Annotated in this window: 20 protein-coding genes; 7 read left to right on the top strand and 13 right to left on the bottom strand. The window is 64.0% G+C overall.

Annotated features, from left to right (window positions below; genetic code table 11):
- Positions 1 to 103 precede the first annotated feature (103 nt).
- The 3 genes from glpX to DDE20_RS01815 all read right to left on the bottom strand — a co-directional run bounded on the left by glpX (position 104) and on the right by DDE20_RS01815 (position 2,944).
- Positions 104 to 1,066 (bottom strand): class II fructose-bisphosphatase, encoded by a 963-nt coding sequence (gene glpX, locus DDE20_RS01825; RefSeq protein WP_116556731.1) that lies wholly within the window; start codon positions 1,064 to 1,066, stop codon positions 104 to 106.
- 185 nt (positions 1,067 to 1,251) lie between these two features.
- Positions 1,252 to 2,538, bottom strand: coding sequence for a homoserine dehydrogenase (locus tag DDE20_RS01820; protein ID WP_116556730.1), 1,287 nt, complete (start codon positions 2,536 to 2,538; stop codon positions 1,252 to 1,254).
- Between the two features lie 139 nt (positions 2,539 to 2,677).
- A complete protein-coding gene (locus DDE20_RS01815; protein WP_116556729.1) occupies positions 2,678 to 2,944 on the bottom strand; it encodes a hypothetical protein in 267 nt (88 codons plus the stop codon).
- 124 nt (positions 2,945 to 3,068) lie between these two features.
- Here DDE20_RS01815 and DDE20_RS01810 point away from each other — a divergent pair, with 124 nt between their 5' ends.
- Positions 3,069 to 3,695, top strand: a complete 627-nt coding sequence (locus tag DDE20_RS01810) for a TetR/AcrR family transcriptional regulator (protein WP_116556728.1) — start codon at positions 3,069 to 3,071, stop codon at positions 3,693 to 3,695.
- Positions 3,696 to 3,925: 230 nt separating this feature from the next.
- Here the strand turns inward: DDE20_RS01810 and DDE20_RS01805 are convergent, their stop codons facing one another.
- The 9 genes from DDE20_RS01805 to DDE20_RS01765 all read right to left on the bottom strand — a co-directional run bounded on the left by DDE20_RS01805 (position 3,926) and on the right by DDE20_RS01765 (position 15,568).
- Complete coding sequence (locus DDE20_RS01805; RefSeq protein WP_116556727.1) at positions 3,926 to 5,776, bottom strand: TadE/TadG family type IV pilus assembly protein; 1,851 nt, start codon at positions 5,774 to 5,776, stop codon at positions 3,926 to 3,928.
- 55 nt (positions 5,777 to 5,831) lie between these two features.
- Positions 5,832 to 6,404, bottom strand: coding sequence for a TadE/TadG family type IV pilus assembly protein (locus tag DDE20_RS01800; protein ID WP_165814395.1), 573 nt, complete (start codon positions 6,402 to 6,404; stop codon positions 5,832 to 5,834).
- Positions 6,401 to 7,684: a Tad domain-containing protein gene (locus tag DDE20_RS01795; RefSeq protein WP_116556725.1), complete on the bottom strand. Its 1,284-nt coding sequence runs from the start codon at positions 7,682 to 7,684 to the stop codon at positions 6,401 to 6,403. Before DDE20_RS01795 ends, DDE20_RS01800 begins: the two co-directional genes overlap by 4 nt.
- Before the next feature lie 225 nt (positions 7,685 to 7,909).
- Positions 7,910 to 8,746, bottom strand: a complete 837-nt coding sequence (rsmA, locus tag DDE20_RS01790) for a 16S rRNA (adenine(1518)-N(6)/adenine(1519)-N(6))-dimethyltransferase RsmA (RefSeq protein ID WP_116556724.1) — start codon at positions 8,744 to 8,746, stop codon at positions 7,910 to 7,912.
- Positions 8,743 to 9,717, bottom strand: a complete 975-nt coding sequence (gene pdxA, locus DDE20_RS01785) for a 4-hydroxythreonine-4-phosphate dehydrogenase PdxA (protein WP_240607806.1) — start codon at positions 9,715 to 9,717, stop codon at positions 8,743 to 8,745. The genes rsmA and pdxA overlap by 4 nt, the downstream gene beginning before the upstream one ends.
- A gap of 13 nt (positions 9,718 to 9,730) precedes the next feature.
- Entirely contained in the window at positions 9,731 to 11,029 is a 1,299-nt protein-coding gene (locus tag DDE20_RS01780; protein ID WP_165814394.1) for a peptidylprolyl isomerase, read from the bottom strand.
- A 74-nt stretch (positions 11,030 to 11,103) separates the two neighbouring features.
- Complete coding sequence (locus DDE20_RS01775) at positions 11,104 to 13,356, bottom strand: LPS-assembly protein LptD (RefSeq protein WP_116556721.1); 2,253 nt, start codon at positions 13,354 to 13,356, stop codon at positions 11,104 to 11,106.
- Positions 13,356 to 14,456, bottom strand: a complete 1,101-nt coding sequence (gene lptG / locus DDE20_RS01770) for an LPS export ABC transporter permease LptG (protein ID WP_165814393.1) — start codon at positions 14,454 to 14,456, stop codon at positions 13,356 to 13,358. The genes DDE20_RS01775 and lptG overlap by 1 nt, the downstream gene beginning before the upstream one ends.
- Positions 14,453 to 15,568, bottom strand: coding sequence for an LptF/LptG family permease (locus DDE20_RS01765; RefSeq protein ID WP_165814392.1), 1,116 nt, complete (start codon positions 15,566 to 15,568; stop codon positions 14,453 to 14,455). Before DDE20_RS01765 ends, lptG begins: the two co-directional genes overlap by 4 nt.
- Positions 15,569 to 15,733: 165 nt before the next feature.
- Here DDE20_RS01765 and DDE20_RS01760 point away from each other — a divergent pair, with 165 nt between their 5' ends.
- Both DDE20_RS01760 and DDE20_RS01755 read left to right on the top strand, forming a co-directional pair.
- Positions 15,734 to 17,185, top strand: coding sequence for a leucyl aminopeptidase (locus DDE20_RS01760; RefSeq protein ID WP_116556718.1), 1,452 nt, complete (start codon positions 15,734 to 15,736; stop codon positions 17,183 to 17,185).
- Positions 17,186 to 17,189: 4 nt separating this feature from the next.
- Positions 17,190 to 17,663, top strand: coding sequence for a DNA polymerase III subunit chi (locus DDE20_RS01755; protein WP_116556717.1), 474 nt, complete (start codon positions 17,190 to 17,192; stop codon positions 17,661 to 17,663).
- A gap of 44 nt (positions 17,664 to 17,707) precedes the next feature.
- Here the strand turns inward: DDE20_RS01755 and DDE20_RS01750 are convergent, their stop codons facing one another.
- Positions 17,708 to 19,516: an enoyl-CoA hydratase-related protein gene (locus tag DDE20_RS01750; RefSeq protein WP_116556716.1), complete on the bottom strand. Its 1,809-nt coding sequence runs from the start codon at positions 19,514 to 19,516 to the stop codon at positions 17,708 to 17,710.
- Between the two features lie 206 nt (positions 19,517 to 19,722).
- Between DDE20_RS01750 and DDE20_RS01745 the strand changes: the two genes are divergently transcribed.
- The 4 genes from DDE20_RS01745 (at position 19,723) to DDE20_RS01730 (ending at position 21,980) form a co-directional block, all read left to right on the top strand.
- Positions 19,723 to 20,586, top strand: coding sequence for an MBL fold metallo-hydrolase (locus DDE20_RS01745; protein WP_116556715.1), 864 nt, complete (start codon positions 19,723 to 19,725; stop codon positions 20,584 to 20,586).
- A gap of 69 nt (positions 20,587 to 20,655) precedes the next feature.
- A complete protein-coding gene (locus tag DDE20_RS01740; RefSeq protein WP_116556714.1) occupies positions 20,656 to 21,084 on the top strand; it encodes a YeeE/YedE family protein in 429 nt (142 codons plus the stop codon).
- Position 21,085: 1 nt separating this feature from the next.
- Positions 21,086 to 21,526 carry a DUF6691 family protein gene (locus tag DDE20_RS01735; RefSeq protein ID WP_205961599.1) on the top strand — a complete coding sequence of 147 codons (441 nt, stop codon included), beginning with the start codon at positions 21,086 to 21,088 and terminating at the stop codon, positions 21,524 to 21,526.
- 22 nt (positions 21,527 to 21,548) lie between these two features.
- Positions 21,549 to 21,980, top strand: coding sequence for a protein tyrosine phosphatase family protein (locus DDE20_RS01730; protein ID WP_116556713.1), 432 nt, complete (start codon positions 21,549 to 21,551; stop codon positions 21,978 to 21,980).
- The last annotated feature ends 222 nt before the right edge of the window (positions 21,981 to 22,202 follow it).

Below are 22,202 nucleotides of genomic sequence, written 5' to 3'. Positions count from 1 at the left end.
GCCTCCAAATTGTAAAAGCGCCGCAGCAATGATCTCGCCGCAAAATGACAAACCCGGCGACGGGCAGGTCGCCGGGTTATAATTGTGGACTGAAATCCAGCGGTTACACCGGCGTGCGGTAGCTCATGCGCCGCACCGAACCGGTTTTCGAGCGCATCAGCAGCGTCTCGGTGGTCACCCAGCCGGGCTCGCGCACGATGCCCTGCAGGATCGAGCCGCTGGTCACGCCGGTGGCCGAAAAGATCACATCGGCGGTGACCAATTCGTCGCGGGTATAGACGCGGTCGAGATCGGTGATCCCTGCCTTGGCGGCGCGGCCCCGCTCATCGTCATTGCGAAACTGCAGGCGGCCGTAGATCTGCCCGCCCATGCATTTCAGCGCAGCGGCGGCCAGCACCCCCTCGGGCGCCCCGCCCGAGCCCATATACATGTCGATGCCGGTGATTTCGGGCTCGGCGCAATGGATCACACCGGCAACATCGCCATCGGTGATCAGCCGGATCGCTGCACCGGTGGAGCGGACCTCGGCGATCAGCTCTTCATGGCGCGGACGCTCGAGAATACAAACGGTGATATCCTTGGCGTCGCAGCCTTTCGCCGCTGCCAGCGCCGCGACGCGCTCGGCGGGGCTCATCTCCAGCGTGACGGTATCGGGCGCGTAATCGGGGCCAATCGCCAGTTTGTCCATATAGACATCGGGCGCGTGCAGTAGCGTGCCGCGCGGCGCCATCGCGATCACGGTCAGCGCATTGGGCATGTCTTTGGCGGTCAGCGTGGTGCCTTCCAGCGGGTCAAGCGCGATATCCACCGCCGGGCCGTCGCCGGTGCCGACCTCTTCGCCGATGAACAGCATCGGCGCTTCGTCCCGCTCGCCCTCGCCAATGACCACGACACCGGCGATTTCCAGCATGTTCAACTGGTTGCGCATGGCGTTAACGGCGGCCTGATCGGCGGCTTTTTCATCGCCGCGGCCGATCCATTCCGCCGAGGCCAGTGCCGCAGCTTCAGAGACGCGGGCGAGGCCCAGCGACAGCAGGCGGTCGTGGAATGTCGGTGAATCGTGCATGGGCTGTCCCTTGTTGGTGGTCTGCGTCAGATTTTCTGCTCAGGATTGCTTCTAGACAATCGCTGCCTTCAGGCCAAGCGCGAAGAGGGCGCAGACGCCGTAAATGCTTGGGATTGGGGTATTTGCACATCGCGCGGCGCCGGTTTCGGGCCGCGCGTTGTCTGGAGGGGGCGTGTGCGGCGGCGTTAGACGGTCTCGATGCGCAGCGCCATCGGATCGCCGACCACCACGCCGCAATCCTCGAACATCTCGAGCGCATGGGTGATATCATCCGAGGAGGCTTTGTGTGTAACGATCAGCACCGGCGCATGAGGCTCGTCATGGTGATATTGCCGCAGCCTGTCGATGGAGACCCCGCAATCGCCCAGAATCGTGGCGATTTTCGCCAGCGCACCGGGTTTGTCCAAAAGCACCATACGCAGATACCAAGGCGCGCCGGTGCTGACCACAGCGGGGGGCGCATCGACCAGCGTTTCGGCGGGCTGGCCAAAGGTCGGCAGTTGCAGCCCGCGGGCGATATCCATCACATCGGCCATCACCGCGCTGGCGGTCGGGCCTTCGCCGGCACCGGCGCCGCGCAACACGATCTGGCCGACCGAATCGCCCTCGATGACCACCATATTGGTGCCGCCTTGCAGCTGCCCCAAGGGGTGCGTCTCGGGCACCAGACAGGGCGACATACGCTGCTCGAGCCCGCGGCCGGTCATCTGCGCGACGCCCAAGAGTTTGATCGAATAGCCCATGTCGCGGGCCAGTTTGATGTCGTCAATCGACACCGCATTGATGCCTTGCAAGACCACCGATTCGAAATCGACCTTGGTGCCAAAGGCAATCGCCGACAGCAGGCTCAGCTTATGGCCCGCGTCGATGCCGCCGACGTCCAGATTGGGATCGGCCTCGAGAAAGCCCAGCTTGCGCGCCTCCTCGAAGACCTCGTCATAGGGCAGTCCGGCGTTTTCCATCCGCGTCAGGATGTAGTTGCAGGTGCCGTTCATCACCCCCATCACGCGGGTGATCTGGTTCGCGGCCAGTCCTTCGACCAGCGATTTGATCACCGGAATACCGCCCGCCACCGCCGCTTCATAACGCAGCGAGCGCCCGTTATCCTCGGCCAGTTGCGCCAGCGCATTGCCGTGATGCGCGAGCAGGGCCTTATTCGCCGTCACCACATGTTTGCCATGCGCCAGCGCGGTTTCGACCAGCGCCTTGGCAACGCCGTTCTCGCCGCCGATCAATTCGACGACGACATCCACATCCTCACGCGAGCCAAGGGCGACGGGATTATCCTCCCATGCGTAGCCCGAGATATCGACGCCGCGATCCTTGGTGCGCGAACTGGCGCTGACGGCGGAAATCGAGATGTCGCGCCCGGTGCGACGGCCAAGCATCTCGCTGTGCATCTGTACGATTTTCACCACACCGATGCCGACGGTGCCAAGACCGGCGATGCCCAGACGAAGGGGGGTAGACATGCAAACACTCCGCATAAAAATGGCCCCGCCAGCGCGGCGGGTGTCCCGCGTGGATTAGCGGTTCACGGGCGTGGGCGCAATGCGTCGATGCGCCTTGCGGGGCGATAGATCGGTTATGGGCAGATGTGGGGCGGTCGGGTTAGCGTTCGGCGCGTTCCAGCAGGCGGCGGCGTTCAGCGTCATCCAGTCCGGCGCGCTGCAGCCGCGCGGCGCGGGCGCGCAGACGGGCACCGCGGGTCGCGAGGTTTGAGGCAGCCTGCACCCCGCGGGTGCTATCGGCGCTGGCGGCACGCTGGGCGGTAATCTCGTCCATGGTCAAAAGCGCGGGCGCATCCGCCGCGACCAGCCCGCCGCAGCCCGCAAGCGAGAGGAGGGAGATCACGGCAATGGAGCGCAGGATATGCATCGTTTTGGGCCTTTGGGCGGTATTTGCGCCACGATACCGCGCGCGCCGGTCGCTGTGAAGGCTTTGCGCACAGCGGTCGCGCGTTTCGGGCTTGAATTGAACGCATGTTCAGTGACAATAGGGCATGGCTCGCAAACCCGGATCCCGCGCCGATATCACCGGCCCCCGTTTGCGCGAGGTCGCGTTGCGGCTTTTCGCGCGTGACGGCTATGCGGCGGTCTCGATGCGCCAGATTGCCGCCGAGGTGGGCGTGCAGGCGGGGGCGCTGTATCTTTATACCGCCGATAAACAAAGCCTGCTGTTTGACCTGATGAAAAGCCATATGGATGCGGTGCTGGCGGCTTGGGCCGAAAGCGCGGCGCCCGAGGGTGACGCCAAGCTGCGGCTCGAGCATTTTGCGCGCTTTCATATCCGCTTTCACGCCGCCCGCGCCGATGCGGTGTTCATCGCCTATATGGAAATGCGCAATCTGACGCCCGAGAATTTTGCCGTGCTCGAGGATCTGCGCAAGCGCTATGAGCGGGAGCTTGAGGCGATCTTGCAGGCAGGGCAGGCGGAGGGCACGCTGAATGTGCCGGATACCAAACTGGCAGCGATGGCACTGATTGCGATGCTGACCGGCGTTAACACATGGTTTCGCGAGGGCGGGCGGCTGAGCCGCGACCGGGTAGAGGATATCTATGTCGATATGGTCCTCAAGGCCGCCGGCGCGCAGGCACCGGCAGGCAGTGGCGAGAACATATCGCGGTGACTTGAGGTCTCCCGCTTGCGGGGGCGCACCGGCGTGGCACATATTTGCTTTGCAAGCACGAGCTAGGCCCCGCAGACGGCTACGCAAAACCTGTTCATCGCAGCACGCTAACCTGTGTCGCGCTCAATGAAATTCGAGCGTTCGCCGGTTGGAGTGAGGCCGCGTTGGCAAAGCCAATGCGTTCACACCAACAGATGAATTCAATTGGGCGCGACCTGCCCTAAACGCTGTTAATAGCGGTAGATATGGACCCGCGACCTGCAGGATCGCCCGTTATAGGTGCCGATCCAGACGGCGTATTCGCCAGATTGGGCATTGCCCAGTCGCAAGGTGGCGTTCCAATCGCTCTGGCCGATCCAGCCATACCTGTTTCTTCTGTCGTCATTGTAGATATACAGCCCGTCCGGACCACGCACGACCAGCACCGTGTCGCAGGTATAGCCGTTGTTGTCGTCATCCATGCGGATCTGCAATTGGCGCGAACTTCCGCTGCGTCCTTGATTGTCATAGCGGATAATAAACTGTGGTTCGGCGCTGATGAATCCGCTTGGATAGCTATGAAACAGATTGCAACGGTTGATCGCCGTCGTGCCGCCCGCGATACGCTCAAAGGTCAGGGCGTTGTTGTAACCATACCCCAGATCGTCGTTATCAATGGTGAACCAAGGCGCCGCGTCATCGGTGACCGGACAGCCCTCATAGCGCGCAAAGCGGGTGTGGGCATCGTGGTCATAGGGCTGCGGGCGGCTGGGCACTGGGGTGAAATTATCTCTCAACGGGGCCGAGCCATAGTCCAGATTGTCGATCCCAAAGCCTTCGTTGCTCACGCTCTCGTCGGTGCCGGCGCTGAGACCGAGGTTGAACGTCTCGGGCGCATTCTCCACCTGGATTTCAACCCGCCAGACCTGATCATGATGCGAGGCGCCGTAAAAGCTGCTGCCAAGCCGCGTCGGCGTCATCCGCATGCGGTAGCGCGCGCTCCCCACTGTGCCACGGGCATAGCGCGCATTCCGGTAAAACCCTGACACTCCGACATCAAATGCGTCCAGCGAGATCGGCTCGCCGTCGATCATGATGGTGAGCGTATCGCCGCGCGCGTCGGACCATTGCGGCTGAAAACCGTCCCAACTGTCGAGGATCAACAGGTCGAAAGCGATGGTCACCGTGCGCCGCGCACCGCCCGCATCAATCAGCAGTTGCACCGGCCGGTCATAGGTCTCATTGCCGAAGGGGCCGAGAAAACGCCCGCCCATCGCCGAGTTACCGGTGGTGGTGTCATGGGTCCAGCCGGTGGTCACACCGTTGTCGAAATCGAAACTGGTCACCGTGTCCGGCTCGGGTTCGGGGTCCGGCTCGGGCTGGGGATCATCGTCGTCATCATCATTGGTCCAGACGACCTCATAGCCGTCTTCGGGATAGACCGTCTCGATACCCTCAAAGTTGACCCAAGGCGCGAAGCGCGGGCGCACCACCACCACTGGATTGAAACGGATCTGCCCGAGGCCGACATTGGCGAAAGGCGTCCAGAGGGCGAAGGTTTCGACCACCAGCAGCGCCTCACCAGGCAGGACCTGGGGGATACGTTCGGCGAAATCGGCCACCGGTAATTGCGTGGTGGCACCGGCGAAGGTAAAGCCGGTTTCCTCGCCGAACAGTGTCGTCAGGGTCTCCAGATCGCCGGCTTGCAGCAGTTCAAAGGTGCTGGCGGGCAGGGCCGACAAATCATGCGTGCCATAGGACCATTGCAGCATATTGCGCTCATTGACGCTGTCCCAGATCACCGACGAGACGCGGATCCGTGTCGGCATGCGCGAATCGACCAGATAATCGAACACATCATTCATCCCGTCGACATAGTCTTCGGTGAAGAGATCGGTCTCGCGTGACATGATATCGGCCACGGTCTGCGCCGCCATCTGGGCATGATAGCGGGTGCTGAACCCGTCATAGAAGACCACGCTCGCGGCCAGCGCCCAGCACAGCAGCGGCACCACGATGATGGTCTCCACCGATACCGACCCTTCGGTGCCGCGCCAGAGGCGGCGCAGGCAGTGCGGTTTATCTGCGGGTTGGGCGGTCATGGTCTTACCTCTTGGATCAAGCCACGAAAGACGGGTGAGAAACCGGCGGGCCATGTCAGGTCGGCTCATTGGCGAAGGCGGCATGCGAGACGATATGATAGGCGCCGGAATCGTCGGTGCTCATGCCCAGCACCATGCCGGTCAGCGAGATGAAAGGATCGGCCAGCGCGCAGACGCGGATCAGCATCAGCTCCTGCCCGCCGGAACCGGGGTTAAAGGCCAGCACCGGCTCGATATCCTCGGCGCGGTTGATACATTGCGCGGGCGAGTCGAGACCGGCGAATGTGGTGGTGTCGATGGGGCGCATCTCGATGGTGATACTGTTGACGCAATTCGCGATCATCAGCGTGCCGTCGCAGATCGACTGGCGGAAATCCTCGTATCCGGCGACCGAAACATTGCCCAGACGCACCTGCCGCACGGCGATATCGACTGAGCGGTCCAGAAACACCTGCCGCAGCATCACAGCGCCGAAATCCACCGCCGAGAACAGGAAGGTCAGCACCAAAGGCACGGCGATGACAAATTCAATGGTCGCCGAACCGTCTTCGTTGCGCCAAAAACGGGGCCAGAATCGGGGCCAAAAACGGGGCCGGAACTGGCGCAACAGGGGTAAGCGCGGGATCACAGGGTCAACCTCAGGGCCTGGGTCTGGATGTTCGAGGCGATGCCCTGAAACACCGCGATCAACTCGCTGGTCGAGGCGTTGAAATAATGGCTCGGCGACGAAGCGCAGCCCTGCATCAGCGTGGCGCCAGCGGTGGGCGCCTGAAAGGCGATGGAATAGACCAGCACGCCGCGCGCCTTGAGCTCGGTGCAGACCGCCAGCGTATTGGCATCCTGCACCAGCGTCGAATAGCGCGAGCCGCAGCAATTCTGCCCGTCGGTCAGGAGCACCAGCGCGCGCACCACATTCGATTCGTTCCAGCCGTAGGGGCGTTCGGCGAACATCGGATCGACATCGCCGCTATCGACCAGGGCGCTGATCGCCGGACGAATTGCCGGATCAAAGAACAGCGCGCCATAGCGGACGCCAAGGTCGATCGAGGTGACCCCGCGCGAGGTCAAGCCGTTGATCGCGCTGGTGGTTGCGGCGACGGTGTTCTGGAAGGGCCGCACCTGCGCCCAGAGCGAATTGTCGCAACTCTGGCGGTGGGTGGCGAGGTTCAAACTGTCGGTGATCACATTCCACACCGCCCAGTCGTTGCAGGCGCCGCTGCCGGTGACATTGGAAAAACTGTTCAGAAATCCGGTGGGCGGCAACACCCAGCTGTCATAGGGAACGATGGTGATCGCAACATCGCCGTCTTCATTGTCGGTCAGCAGAGAGGTCGCCAGATCATTGGCCGCATTGCGCATGGTGCCGATCTTGTTCGAGCTGCCCATCGAGCCCGAGACATCCAGCACCATCACCAGTTCGATCTGCGCCTGTCCGGCCAGCGCCTCGGTGGCGCGGGCAGGGGTGGCCATGTCGAATTCATCAATCCCCAGCATATGCATGAACAAGGTCGGCACGCTGCCCGCAGGCACCACCGTGACGCTGCGCCCGCTTTCCGCATCACCTTCGACAATCACCCGATTGTCGAGTTGCGCGGTCAGCCCTTCGGCGGCAAAATAAGAGTTAACGATTTGCTCGGGCGTGGCCTCCGAGACATTCTCGCGCAGCATGGTGGCGGCGAGAACCGCGCGGTCGGCGGTGTTTTGCATGCGGATACGCTCGTTCTCGTGGCGCATCATATCGACGGCAAGCCCGCCCATCAGCAGCATGGCAAAGAACACAAACACCGCAAAGACCGCCATCGAGCCGCTCTGGTCGGTCTGAAACCGGCGCAAAACGCGGCTAAACCGCGCGGAGCGGCCAAAAAAAACCTGCGTCCCGTTTTTATGCTTTGACGTCTCCGGCCACATCAAACTCACCTTTTCCAACACTACAATTGTCCGCGGGACGAGCGCCCAAAAGACTCGGTCAGCACAGGGTATACGGAGAAAACCTGACCTAATTGCGACTTGTGCGGGTCCAAATGTGGCAAAGTTTAGACAAATGCGGCGCAGAACTCTGGTCCGCGCGGCGCGTCCGGCATGGTTAATGGTGCCGGGGAATTCAGAGCGCCAGCAGCCCCGAGTGGGCGCGTGTCAGGCGAAGTCGCGGGCGATGGTGCAGAATTGCTCCAGCGTCAGCTCCTCGGCCCGTGCGGTGGGTTTGATGCCCAACCGTTCCAGCCGCGCCTCGATCTGCGGGTCCAAGGCGCGCAGGCTGGCGCGCAGCATCTTGCGACGCTGGTTGAAAGCCATCGCCACCACCCGTTCCAGTGTTTTCGCATCCGCCGGAAACCGCGGCTCGGGCAGGGCGGTCAGATGGACCACCGCCGATTCGACCTTGGGCGCTGGCGAGAACGCCTCGGGCGGCAGGGTCAGCACGATTTTCGCATCACAGCGCCATTGCGCCAAGATCGCCAACCGCCCGTAAGCCTTGGAGCCCGGCTGGGCGGTGATCCGCTGCGCGACTTCCTTTTGGAACATCAAGGTCAGCGTGGACCAGAACGGCGGCCAGTCTTGCGGTGTCAGCCAGCGCACCAGCAGCTCGGTGCCGACATTATAGGGCAGATTGGCCACGATCTTGATCGGCGGGGTCAGATGCGCCAGCGGATCCACTTCAAGTGCGTCGCCGTCGATCACCTGCAAGCGACCGGGATAGACCGCGCCGATTTCCTCAAGTGCGGGCAGGCAGCGGCTGTCTTTCTCGATGGCCAGAACCTTGCGCGCGCCCTCGGCCAGCAAGCCACGGGTCAGACCACCGGGACCGGGGCCGACCTCGATGATATCCGAGCCCGCCAGATCACCGGCCCGCCGCGCAATCCGCGCGGTCAGATTGAGATCGAGCAGGAAATTCTGCCCGAGTGCTTTCTTTGCGCGCAGCCCGTGTTTTGTGATCACATCGCGAAGCGGCGGAAGCGGGTCGATCTGGCTCATGCGTTCGTTCCACCCGATGCCCGGCGCTCGGCCATATCCCAAGCCATCACCATCGCCGCCCGCAGCGAGGTCGGATCGGCAATCCCGCGCCCGGCGATATCATAGGCGGTGCCATGGTCGGGCGAGGTGCGCACAAAGGGCAGGCCCAGCGTGACATTGACGCCACCGGCAAAATCAATGGTCTTGATCGGGATCAGCGCCTGATCGTGATACATGCAGATCGCCGCGTCATAGCGCGCGCGGGCGCTGGCATGGAACATCGTATCGGCAGGCAGCGGGCCAGAGAGGGCAAAGCCTTCGGCGCGCAAATCATCCAGCAGCGGGGTGATCAGGGTCAATTCCTCATCGCCCATCGCACCGCCTTCACCCGCATGCGGGTTCAGACCGGCCACCGCGATCTGCGGCTTGCTCAGCCCGAAATCGCGGATCAGCGCGGCATGGGTGGTGCGGATGACGGTCTCGAGCCCCTCTCGGGTCAGCGCCTGCGGCACATCCTTCAGCGGGATATGGATGGTGGCAGGCACCACGCGCAGGGCGGCGCAGGCAAGCATCATCACCACGTCGCAACCACCGGCAAGATCGGCGAGAAATTCGGTATGGCCGGGAAAGGCGAAACCGGCCCCGTCCTTGAGCGCTTTTTTATTGATCGGCGCGGTGACCACGGCGCTGGCCTCACCGGCCTGCACCAGCCGCACGGCGCGCTCGATCGCCGCCACCGTGCCCGCGGCATTCGCCGGATCGGGTTGGCCGGGCGTGGCCTCGGCGGCGAAATCGAGCGTCAGCACCGGTAGCACCCCGCGCGGCACCTGCGCGGTTTCGGCGGGGGCGGTGATTGCCTGCCACGGCGTATCTGCGGGCAGATGGCGCGGGTCGCCGATCCAGAAGAACGGCGCGGGTGCGGATTTCACCACACGCGCGGCGAGTTCAGGGCCGATCCCCGAAGGGTCGCCACAGGTCAGGGCCAAAGGCATATGCGCCGACATCTTAAGGGTAACGGATTTCGGCTTCGGCGCGCAGGCGCTGCAGATGGATCATCCCGTGCCCCTCAAGCGCGCGGTTGCGCAGCCCCATCAGCACCTCTTCGCGGCTGGGCATATTCTCTTCCGAGACCGAGCGGCGGCAAAGCATCAGCACCACCAGATCATTGCCCTCGACCAGATTGGCCGACATCTCGCCCGCGTTCAGCCGCTCCAGCTCGGCGCGGGTCGCGGCGTTGATCTCGGCCTGCGTGCCGGTGATCTCAGTGACCGCAGATTCGGGCAGTGTCGGCACCGCGCGCAGCACTTCGGCGGGGAAACCGGCGCAGAGATCGACCTGACCGCGCAACCGCTCAAAGATCGCCATATTCTGTTCGCTGCGGCCACCGGGCAGGGCGGCACGGTAATAGGTCAGTGCGACATTCGAGGCGGGCACATCGCGCGAATTGCGCCGCGCGCGCAGTTGAAAGAACGCATAGGCGCCGGGCACTTCGATCGGGCCGACCACGGTGCCGATCCCGGCGCTCTCCATCGCCGAGCCGACCTGCGGCGGCAGCGCGGCGATATTCACCCAGCGGTCAACCCGCCCGCCCGAGGCGGCGCTCGGCGAGGCCGAGACCTGCCGCGCGGCATTGGCGAACTCGGTCTCCGAGCGGATCCGCTGGATCTGCGGGATCACCCGCTCGACGGCTTCGGCGAATTGCGGATCGGCGGGCAGGAAAATCTCGGAGATCAGCACTTCGGTCACCGGCTGCACGCCTTCGACCGAGAGCGCCTGATCAATCTGCGCCTCGGTGATATTCAACTGCGGGCCATAGATCGCCTGAATATACTCGCGCCACATCACCCCGGCGCGGATGAAATTGACAAAGGTCTCGCGGTCGATCCCGGCCTCGGCCAGACGCGCCAGCATTTCCTCGGCGGTCAGCTCCGCGCGTGCGGAAAACTCGGCCATGCCTGCGTCCAACTGGTCCGGCGTCAACCGCCCGCCCATCCGGCGCACCTCTTGCAATTGTAGCCGGTCCTCGATCAGCCGCTCGATCGCGCGCTCGCGCGGGTTCGGACCCGAGGCGCCGATGAACTCGAGAAACCGCATTTTCTGGGTCACATCGTAATTCGAGATCGCCGTATCATTGACATAGACCGCCGCCGAAAACGGCGACTGCGCATGGGCCAATGTGGGGGCCAACGTGGCGGCGCTGGCGCTGATCACAAGGCAAAGCGCGCCAAGCATCGCGCGCAGTCCAGAGGCGGCCCGATGGCGGGGCGAGAAGGTCGAGGCGAAGGCAATAGCGGCAAAGTGCATTTGGTGAGGTCCGTGTTGTTCATCACGCATGGTCTTGGCCTAGCGTTTTCGAAGGCGGATGGAAAGAGCGCAGGTCACGTGCGACAGGTTTGGCCGGCGGAGGTTGGCGCGCGTCCGCCGATCCCCAAGAGCTCGACGCTCAACTCATAGCGGGTCGAGGCGGTGGGGTTGGTCGAGGTGACAAAACGGCGCGCGAAAGACAGATCGACCATCAGGCAGGCGTTGCTGAATTCCAGACCGGCGCGGGCGGCGGCGAACTCCCCCGAGGCCATATCATATTCCCAGCCAACGCTGCTGGCCCAACCGCTGTCAAAGCGGCGCGAGACATCGACGCTCCATTCGCTGAGCGTATTCGGGCGGGCTTCGAAGGCGCTGGCGGGCATATAGAGATAGCTGGTCGAGATCGTCGTCGCGCGCCCGCTCCATGCCATATTGGTTTCCGCCCGCGAGATCGTGCTGGCGTCATCGACCAGCAGTTGGAAGGCCAGCGAATAGCCCTCACCATGGCGCAGCCGTCCGGCCAGCAGCCAATCCGAGCGCTGGATGCCCAAAGGCTGCACATGGGGGAAGGCCGCATAGGCATTGCGCCGCCAGACGCGGCCCAGCAAAAACTCGCTCGACCAGCCCGCCGCATCATAGCGCGACCAGTTGATACCGGCATTCACCCGGCTGCCGCTGTCGGGCGCATCGCGGCCAGAATAGCGCGACAGGGCAAAAAGATTGCCGCCGTCCAGCTCGGGCATGCGGTTGTCGTCATTGGGGCCGAGAATCCCGCGATTGCGGCTCTCGATCACCTGCACGATCGGTTCGATCACATGCCGCGCACCGCCCGCCGTAGTCATCGCCAGCGGCCAGCGTAGCTCGATCATCGCCTGCGCCACGCTGCGGTTAAACGGCACGGGATAGGCGCTGTCGTCCTTGACGCGCAGATGGTCAATGCGGGTCTGCAGCGCGCCGGTGGCCAAGACGCCGCCCGGTAACACCTCGCTGCGCCGCCACTCCAGCTGCGCATGCGCCCCCGCCAGATCGCGGCCCTGCACGCCATCGACCCCCGAGCGCCGGAAATGCCCGTCAGCGCCCAGTTGCAAGCGCAATTCGCCGCCAACCGGCGTGTGATCCAGCGCGATCCGCTGGTCCAGCGAGGCCTGCAACGCCCGATTGGGCAATTCGTCATTCACATCCGTGGCGCGCAGCGAGTGGAAGGCCAGCGCACGGGTGCGGATCATCTGGTCACGGCGCACCCGTTCCAGCGTGACATGCCCGCTGATCCGCGAATCATCGGTGATGTCATAGGTCTCGAGATAGGTGCGGTCCGAAGGGTTGATCAGATCGGCGCTGAGCATGAACCCGTTAGACAGGGCAAACAGCGCCCGCATATAGCCGTAGCCGCGCAGACTGTCGGCGGTTAGCTGGTCATGGGTGATCTGGCCGCCGATCTCGAAGCCGCCGTTTTCCCGCGCCGAGCGCCAGCGGAACCCCAGCGAGACCATGCCCGCGGTCGAGGCCGCAGGGGTCAGCGTCAGATCATGCGCATCGCCGAAGGGGATGAAATAGGGCAGGCCGACGGTCAGCCCCAGCGCGTTGCTCAACCGCAGCACCGGTCGCAGGATCCCGCGCGAACGGTCGAGCCCGGGGCCGGGCATGCGCAGCCGCGGCAGGTAGAAAACCGGCACACCGGCAACGCGGAACTGCGCGCGGTCAAAGGTCAGCTGGTCGGTGTTCTGGTCATGGGTGACCCGCTCGGCGCGGATTTCCCACAGCGGATTGGGATTGCTGGCGCAGACCGGACAACTGGAGGCGACAACCTGATCCAACTGGCTGATCCCGCTGGGATCGCGCACCACGCTGGCGGCGGTCAGTTGCAACTGCTGTTGCAGCACAATCCGCGCGCCACTGATCAATCCGGCGCGCATATCGGGCGAGATCTGCGCCGCATCGGCAAGGATCAGCGATTGCGGCCCTTCATCAATGGTGATCGGTCCCGAGATCTCCAACAGATCGCGCCGCTCGTCGAATACCACCTGCGAAGCAGTCATCCGCACCGAGCCTTGCCAAACCTCGACCGCGCCACTGGCGATCAAACGTCCGGCGGCATCGACAAAGACCTGATCGGCCATCAGCGTGGCGGTGTTCTGTGCCGTGGCCTGCACCGGGGTCAGACCCGATGCACAGGCCAGCATCACCGCCAAGGCAACAGCCGGAAGCCGGTTCTTGCCATTGCGTTTAGCGGTGGTCGGGGCAGGTCTCAGCGCGCCGCGCATAGGCAGACCCAAGGTCGCCAAAGCGATCCCCGGCAATCTCTGCACATTCCGCACCCGTCGCGCCACTAGCCATCCTCCAAATGCAGCAATACCCCAAGCGCCAGCAGCATGGAAGCTATCGGTGGTGTCCAAATTGCCAGAGCCAACGGTATCTGCCCGTTTTCACCCAGAACTTGTGCGAAATTGCGCAAAAAGAACAAGGCAAACCCCGCCAGAACCGTGATCAGGATGCGCGTGCCCGCGTTTCCGGCGCGCACATGTTTGAAACAGAGCACCGCACCGACCAGCATCATCGCCGCCATCAACGCAGGCAGCGCCAGTTGCGACAGGAATTGCGCGCGGTGCGAGCGTGACGAGAGCCCCGCCGTATCCAGCGCTTGCACAAAGGCTGGCAGCGCCCAGACCGAGACCACGCCGGTATGGGTGAACCGCTCGCGGATCTGCGCGCCGGTCAGGTCCGAAGGCACCTCAAGCTGGGAGAATTCCTCGGCGTCGCGCTCGGGGTTATCCGCTGCGAGGTCCCAGCGTTTGGCATTGTCGAGCCGCCACAAACCCTCTTCCAGCTCCGCGCTCATCGCCTCGATCCGCACCAAGGGCCTGCCGCTCTCGTGCTCGAACATCAAAAACGACACGCCGCTGAACCGCAGCCCCTCGGGCTCGATGCTTTGGGCGCGGATCACCGTCTGTCCGCTGTCATCGCCCTGCCGCATCCAGACCGCGCTGCCCTCCAGCGAGATCTGCGCCTGTTGGTCGGGGTATTGCAGGCTTTGCAACTCCGCATGATAGGCCCGCGTCGCCGCCGCCACCAACGGGTTGAACAGCGCCACCAGCAGGATGCCAAAGACCAGCGTGGCCAGAAAAGGCTCGCGCAGCATGCGCAGCGCCGAACGCCCCGCCGAGCGGATCACCACCAGTTCGGAACTGCGCGCCATGCCCAGCACAAGGGTCATCGACGACAGGATCGTGAGCAGCGGCATGATCTGGTAGAAGGTCGCCGGCACATGCAGCAGCGCCAGCCAGACGATCTTGGACATCGGCGTGTCCGATCCGCCGAAACGGCGCACCATCTCGACAGTTTCAAACAGCATCAACATGCCGAAAAATACCGCCCCGATCAGCAGAAAACTGAACGCCAGCCGCCGCACCAAATAAAGCCCAAGGGTCATGCCGCACCCCCCGGCACAGGTCGGCGTTTGCGTGCCGCCCACCACAAGAGCGCGGATGAAATCAGCACCCCCAAGACGATCGGCACCACCCCCAGCCATGCCAGCGCGACATTCTGCATTGCCGGGCCGGCCAATGTGTTGGTGAGGATCTGCAAGAACGCCATCAGCACCACCGCCAGCGCAACCTCGCGCCAGAATCCGAGGCGGCTGAACCCGCCCGCGATCAGCGCCGCATAGCCCAAGAGCGCCGCGGCCACCGCGCTGAACCCTTCGACAAAGCGCGAGACCAGCACAAAGCGGAATTCGGCCCGCGAGGCACCGGTTTCCTCAAGCAACTCCTCGGTGGGCGAGACCAACTCGGCGGTGGTCAATTCATCGACACTGCGGCCACGGCCAGCGGGGCCGATCAGAATGCTCAGATCATAGGTGAAATCGCCAAAACCGGTGACCGAAAGCCGCCCGCTGGTCTGATCAAAAAGCTGCGCTTGCCCCTCGATCATCACCAATTTCGGGCCGCTGCGGTCGGGCACGATCAGCGCGGTGCGCGCGGTATAATCAATCCGCTGCATCTGCGAGCGCGCATCCGAGAGGTAAATCCCGCGCAACACCCCCTCGGGGGTGATCTCGGAAATGAAAAACGTCACCCCCTCGGCGGGATGCTGGAACACGCCGGCACGCAGCAAAGATGAGGTGACATTCTGCGCCAGCTCGTTTTGCCGTTTCGAGAGTTCGCTATGCGCCTCGGGGATCAGCAGGTTCATCAACAGCGTCAGAAATGCGGTGACGATCAGGCCAAAGACCACCACCGGACGCGCCAGCCGCACTGGCGAAACGCCCGCCGCCTGCAGCACCGCGATCTCGCTGCTGCGCAACATCGCTAGCGTCACATAGGTGGCGGCAATAAACGCCGCGACCGGCAACACGGTGCGGATCAGCATCGGCAGGCTCAGCGCGGTGAACTCCAGAAACACGATCATCGTCTGGCCGTTGCTGATCAACTGGTCAAACAGCCTCACCGCGCGGTTGACCCAATATACCGAGACCAACACCAGCGAGAAAAAGCCGAAAACCCGCAGGAGTTGCGCCAATATATACCGGTCGAGCCGCGCCACGGAGCACTCCAAATAAATCAATCCCCGCGCGCATGTTACAGCGCTTTGTCGCGCGCGAAAACCGCCAAATGCGGCGCAAATGCACGGCTGGCGGCCACTGGTCAAAAAGCGCCTATCGGGCTAGGGTTCGCGCAAATATCAGATCACGGCGTGGAGACGGCTAGAATGACAATGATCCCTGTGGATTTCGCGACCTCGGAGCTTAACGACCTGACCGGTCACAGCGGCTGCCTGGTGGTGTTTGCCGATGCCGAGCCGGACGGGGACGCGCGCCGCGTGGACCAAAGCTGTCAGGGGGCGATTGCGCGGGCCATGGCCAGCGAGACCTGGACCGACGTCAAACCCGGTGAGGCGCTGGAACTGGCGTTTCCCGCCGGTCTCAGCGCCGAGATGCTCTTGCTGGTGCGTCTGCCGCGTGATGCCGCCGAGGATCTGGCGCGCAAGGCCGGTGCCCGCATCGCGCGCAGCCTCGGCTCACAGGGCGCGGTGATCGCCGCGCGCTCGGTGGCGCATCTGCCGCAACTGCTCGAGGGCTTGGCCCTGCGCGCCTACCGCTGGACGCTGAACACCAGTGAGAAAAAGCCCCTCGGCGCGGTCACTGTCGCGGTCACCGATCCCGAGGCCGCCCGCGCCGGATGTGCCGACAGTCTGACCCGCGCCGAAGCGGTGCATTTCACCCGCGATCTGGTCAATGAACCGGCGAATATCCTGACCACCAGCGAATTTGCCGCGCGGATCGACGCGATGCGGGATCTGGGGCTGGAGGTTGAAATCCTTGAGGAAACCGACCTCGAGGCGCTGGGCATGCGCGCGCTTTTGGCGGTTGGGCAGGGCTCGGAAAGCCCGTCGAAAGTCGCGGTGATGCGCTGGGCGGGGGCCGAAGGCGCGCCCTTGGCATTGATCGGCAAGGGCGTGGTCTTTGACACCGGTGGCATCTCGATCAAACCCGCGGCGGGGATGGAGGAAATGGTCGGCGATATGGGCGGCGCGGGTGTCGTCGCAGGCACAATGCGCGCACTGGCCGCGCGTAAAGCCAAGGCGCATGTCGTTGGCATCGTTGGACTTGTCGAGAATATGCCCGACGGGCGCGCGCAGCGTCCGGGGGATGTGGTGACCTCGATGAAGGGCGACACCATCGAAGTGATCAACACCGATGCCGAGGGGCGTTTGGTGCTCGCCGATATCATGTGGTATGCGCAGACCCGCTTTGAACCGAACGCGATGATCGATCTGGCCACGCTGACCGGCGCGATGCTGATTGCGCTCGGCCATGACAAGGCGGGGGTGTTTTCGAATGACGATGCACTGTGCAATGACCTGCTCGCGGCCTGCGCCAATGAGGACGAGGGCGCATGGCGGATGCCTTTGGCACCTTCCTATGACGCGCTGATCAAAACCCGCGTTGCCGATATGAAAAACACCGGCGGGCGTGCCGCAGGGGCGATCACCGCGGCGCAATTCCTGCAGCGGTTTGTCAAACCCGGTGTGGCTTGGGCGCATATCGACATTGCGGGCGTGTCGCAGCCGGTGGGCGAGACCGAGATGTCACCCAAAGGCCCCAGCGGCTGGGGTGTGCGGGCGCTTGACCGTCTGGTGCGCGACCGGTTCGAAGCCTGAGCCGATGGCAGTCGCGCGATTTTACCATCTGACCAACACGCCGCTTGAGGGGCTCTTGCCGGTGCTGATCGGCAAGTCGCTGGAGATCGGCCTCAAGGTCGCGGTGCGCGGCACCAGCGAGGCGCGGATGCAGGGCGTGGACCGGCAGTTGTGGATGGGCGAGGGGTTTCTGCCGCACGGATTGGCCGGTGGCCCGCATGACGCCGAACAGCCCGCGCTCTTGGTCTGGGATGACGCGCCCGCAACCAATCTGCCCAATGCGCCGGGATGTCTGATCGCCTTGGACGGGGCCGGGGTCAGCGCCGCCGAGGCGCAAGAGATCGAGCGCCTCTGCATCGTATTTGATGGCACCGATACCGATGCGGTGGTGCGCGCGCGGGCGCAATGGCGCGCGTTGACCGGCGCGGGCGTCGCTGCCGAATACTGGAGCCGCGAGAGCGGGAAATGGGAACGCAAGGCCGTGCATCCAAAAGTCTGACGTTTAATGTCTACATCAGATTTCAGTGACTTGCAGCGCTACCTTCAATTCAGATCCGAGAACCTCTTGCCGCGCTGGATCAACTCCTCAAACAGCGCATCCGGCGTCCAGAGTTCCGCATTCCACGCGGCGGCGCGGCGCAATTCATGGCGCAGCACCAGCATCCCGATCATATCGCCCTCGGCCATCGGCCCGCCGCGCCATTGCGGCCAGCCAGCCCCCAGCACCATGGTCAGATCTATATCCGAGGGGCGCAGGCTGACCCCCTCGCGCAGCAGCCGCGCGCCGGTGTTGATCGTGGCCAGCAATGCCATCCGTTCGGGCGGGAGCGGCGGTTCTGCGCCCGCCGTCTGTATCTCCTGCTCGGCACGCGCCGCAGCCGCGCGCAATTGCGCCAAGGCTGATCTCTCGAACATCCGTAGGGGCGTCAGCTTCAACCGCATCGCGAGGCGGCTGGCCCGCTGCACCGATAGCGCCGGCGCTGCCTCTTGCACGATGATCTCGCAAAGCCGCGCACGGCGGGCGGGGGCGGGGCGCAGGCTGACCGCTTGCTGCGGCGCCGCACCATCCTCGAGCCAATGCACCATCTCGACCCCCTCGGGCAGACCCGCGCCCAGCCACGCCAGATGCGCGGTTGAGGCCAGCGCCAGCGCCGGAGGATGCGCCGGATCAAGGCTGAGCCGACCGGATAAACGCTGCCAATCCTGCTCGGAGGCGGCCTGCGTCATCCGCCCGTCGCGCACCATCGCCAGATGCTCCTGCGCCACCGCTTCCAGCGTTTCGGCCAGCGCATCGCGGGATTGGTCAATCAGCGTCACCTCGACCCCGTCGCGCAGCAAACCCGGCACCAATTGCGCGGCCAGCGCGGGCGTCAGCGCGGCCAGCAGCGGCGAATTGCGCGCAGAGAGCATATTGGTGGCCCGCGATTCCGGCGTGACCAGCGCCCGCCGTGTCGCTTGCGACAGATGCGCATAGGCCCGTGCCGAAGGCGTCAGCGCAGCGTCCTGCGTATGGACCAGATCAAAGCCAAGCGCTTGATCCGGCGGCAGTAATTGCGCGGCTTCCAAAACATCCAGTAGCGCGCTTTCATGCTGCCGGTGCGCCGGTAACGCGCGCGGCGTACCGGCCCGCGCCACCCGCAATGCGGCACGGTAGGCGGGCGCATCTTCTAGCCCGGCGTAGGGCGCGGGAATATCCTCGCGATGGCGCGCAAGATGCAGCGCAAATGCCTGCGCCGCGGGCAAGAGCCCCTCGCGCGGGGCGAGGTGGCTGAGTGGCGCGATCGCCGGATCTTCGACCGACAACGGCGCCGGTGCATTAAGCAGATGTAGCGCCGCCTCGGCCCCCAACCGCCACGCCAGCCGCAGCGCACCACCACCCGGCGGCAGGCGGCCAAGGCGCGGTTCGGGGAAATGCATGGTCGCGCGCGCATCGCCGACCAGAGCCTGCGCCGCCAGCGCCAGCGCCAACCCGCCCGACGTCACCCGCCCGTGCAGCGCGCAGACCAAGGGTTTGGGGCTGGCCGCGATCTTTGCGCAGAGATCGGCAAGCGCGGCGATCCCCTCGGGGACCTGCGGCGGGTCGGGGCTGGGCGGCGGCAGATCGGCGAAAGCTCCGGCGCAGAAATCCGGCCCGCGCGCGGTCAAGACCACGGCGCGCACCCCGTCATCCTGCCATGCCGCCGAAAAGGCGCGCGCCAGTGCCGCGATCAACTCCGGTCCCAGCCGGTTGCCATCTGGCCCCGCCATGGTCAGCACCGCAACACCCTCTTGCGTGCGCCGCTGGACGAATTGCGGCGCGGCATCGGCACCGCGCAACGGGCCGGCAGGGGGCGGGGGCGAAAGCGCTGTCACGTCTGTTTCATGCCTAACATCCGCGTATTAGACGCATAGCGCCGCGGTTTTGCAACGCTGCTGTGACACGCAATCGGCTGTGGCTGCCGGCGCCGCCGACCAGCCGCTGGTTGCCATGCCAGGGCGCCTTGAAAAATATCACATTCAAAACTTGCAATATGAATTTGGACGACTATATTCGCCATAACGCAAGAAAGGATACATCAATGAAACCCGAGGTATTTGGCTTTTTTGATGAGGCCACAAACACCATCACCTATGTCGTGCGCGACCCCTCCAGCGCGAAATGCGCGGTGGTCGATTCGGTTCTGGATTTCGACTATGCATCGGGGCGCACGGATACGCGGTCTGCGGATGTGGTGATTGAATTCATTCAGGAAAAAGGCTTTGAGGTCGAATGGCTGCTGGAAAGCCATGTCCATGCCGACCACCTCTCGGCCGCACCCTATATCCAAGAAAAAACCGGCGGCAAAATCGGCATCGGCCAGAAGATCACCGAGGTGCAGGACACCTTCGGCAAGGTCTTCAACGAGGGCACCGAGTTCCAGCGCGACGGCTCGCAGTTTGACCGGCTGTTCGGCGAGGGCGACAGTTTCCACATCGGCCAATTGCGCGGCGATGTGATGCATACGCCGGGCCATACGCCCGCCTGTCTGACCTATGTGATCGGCGATGCGGCCTTTGTTGGCGACACGATGTTTATGCCCGATTTCGGCACCGCGCGCTGCGATTTTCCCGGCGGCTCGGCCGAGATGCTCTATCAGTCGATCCAGCGGATTCTGGCGCTGCCCGACGAGACCCGCGTGTTTGTCGGCCATGACTACAAGGCGCCGGGGCGTGAGGAGTTCGCTTGGGAAACCACCGTGGCCGAGCAAAAAGCCTTCAACGTCCATGTCGGCGCGGGCAAACCGGCGGAGGATTTCATCGCCATGCGCGAGGAACGCGATTCCACGCTGGCAATGCCGCGGCTGATCATCCCCTCGCTGCAGGTGAATATGCGCGGCGGGCAGATGCCTCCGGCCGAGGACAACGGAAAAACCTATCTGAAAGTGCCGGTTGACGGGCTGTAAGCGCGTCAACGGGTGAGGATTTGACCGCGCGATCGGCCAAAGTGCCGCGCGCAATACATAGGATATATCATGCCATTGGATTGGATTTGGGGCCTTATCGGCGGGTTGACGATAGGGAGCGCAGCCGCGTTTTACCTCTTGGTCAACGGGCGCGTGATGGGCGCCTCGGGGATTATTGGCGGGCTGGTGGACCGCAGCGGCTGGTCAACATGGGCCGAGCGCGCGGCGTTTCTGGCCGGTCTCGTGCTGGTGCCCTTGCTGATGCGCCCGTTTCTGAGCGAGGCGCCCGACACCCATATCACCGGCAATATCGCGGCGATCATCGCGGCGGGGCTGTTGGTCGGGGTCGGCACACGTTTGGCCAATGGCTGCACCTCGGGGCACGGGGTCTGCGGGATCTCGCGGCTCTCGCTGCGCGGCATTGGCGCGACGGTCTTCTATCTGATGGCGGGCGGCCTTGCGGTCATCGTCTTCCGGCATTTTCTTGAGGTAATCTAATATGTTGCGCATCTTCACCGCATCCATCGCCGGGGGCCTGTTTGGCGCCGGACTGCTGATCTCGGGCATGACCGACACGGTCAAAGTGCAGGGCTGGCTGGATATTTTCGGCGCTTGGGACCCAACGCTGGCCTTCGTTATGGGCGGCGCGATCCTGCCGATGATCTTCGCCTGGCAGATCGCCAACCGCCGCGCGCGCGCGGTCTTGGGCACGGCTATCCCCGCCAGCCCCGGCTCCGAGATCGACCGTAATCTGGTGATCGGCTCGGTGCTCTTTGGTGCCGGTTGGGGGCTGGTCGGCCTCTGCCCCGGTCCGGCGATGGCCTCGATTACTTGGGGCGGCAGCGGCGGTCTGCTCTTCATGTTGGCGATGTTGACGGGTATGTATGTGGCACCACTGGTGCGGAGCCGTTTGACCCTCATGTCGTCTGCACTCAGCTAAGCGAAACCCGCAGGAGCCCAATATGGACATTCGCCCGCTCACCGAAACCTATGCCGTCTCGCCGCAGATCCAGCCCGAGGATATTCAGGCGATTGCCGATGCCGGCTACGCCATGGTGATTTGCAACCGCCCTGATGGCGAGATCCCGCCGGAACTCGCCGCCGAGACCCTGCGTCCGCTGGTTGAAGCGGCAGGCATGGGGTTTGTGGTCAATCCGGTGGTTGGCGGCGCGCTGACCACCGAGAATGTCGAAGCGCAGCGCGCGGCCATGGATGGCACCGAGCGCAAGGTGCTGGCCTATTGCGCCTCGGGCAACCGCTCGTCGATTGTCTGGGCGCTGGCAATGGCGGGGCGTCTGCCGACCGATGCGCTGATCGAGGCGGGCGCGGCCTATGGCTATCAGATCGGCCAGTTCCGCGATTTGATCGAGGGATTGGCGCAGAAAGCCGAGTGATCGCTTTAGTGTATTATGAATGGGGAAGGGGGCCACTGGCCCCCTTTTTCTGTCTTTTGTCTCATGCGCCAAGGGCCGCGCCCGACCCTGGGTGGGCGCTCGCAAGCTCTCCACAAGGCGCTGCGCTCAAAAGCCGTAATCGTGTTCAAATCGCACCCGACAGCGCCAAGGCGCCCTCCCGGGGGGAGGGTCGGGCGCGGCCCGTGGTGCCCACGGGCCAGA

Origin of the sequence: Pararhodobacter oceanensis (assembly GCF_003076755.1) — a bacterium.
Classification (GTDB): Bacteria; Pseudomonadota; Alphaproteobacteria; order Rhodobacterales; family Rhodobacteraceae; genus Pararhodobacter; species Pararhodobacter oceanensis.
The sequence above is the reverse complement of the archived record's forward strand: the minus strand, read 5'-3'. Positions and strand labels throughout refer to the sequence as shown.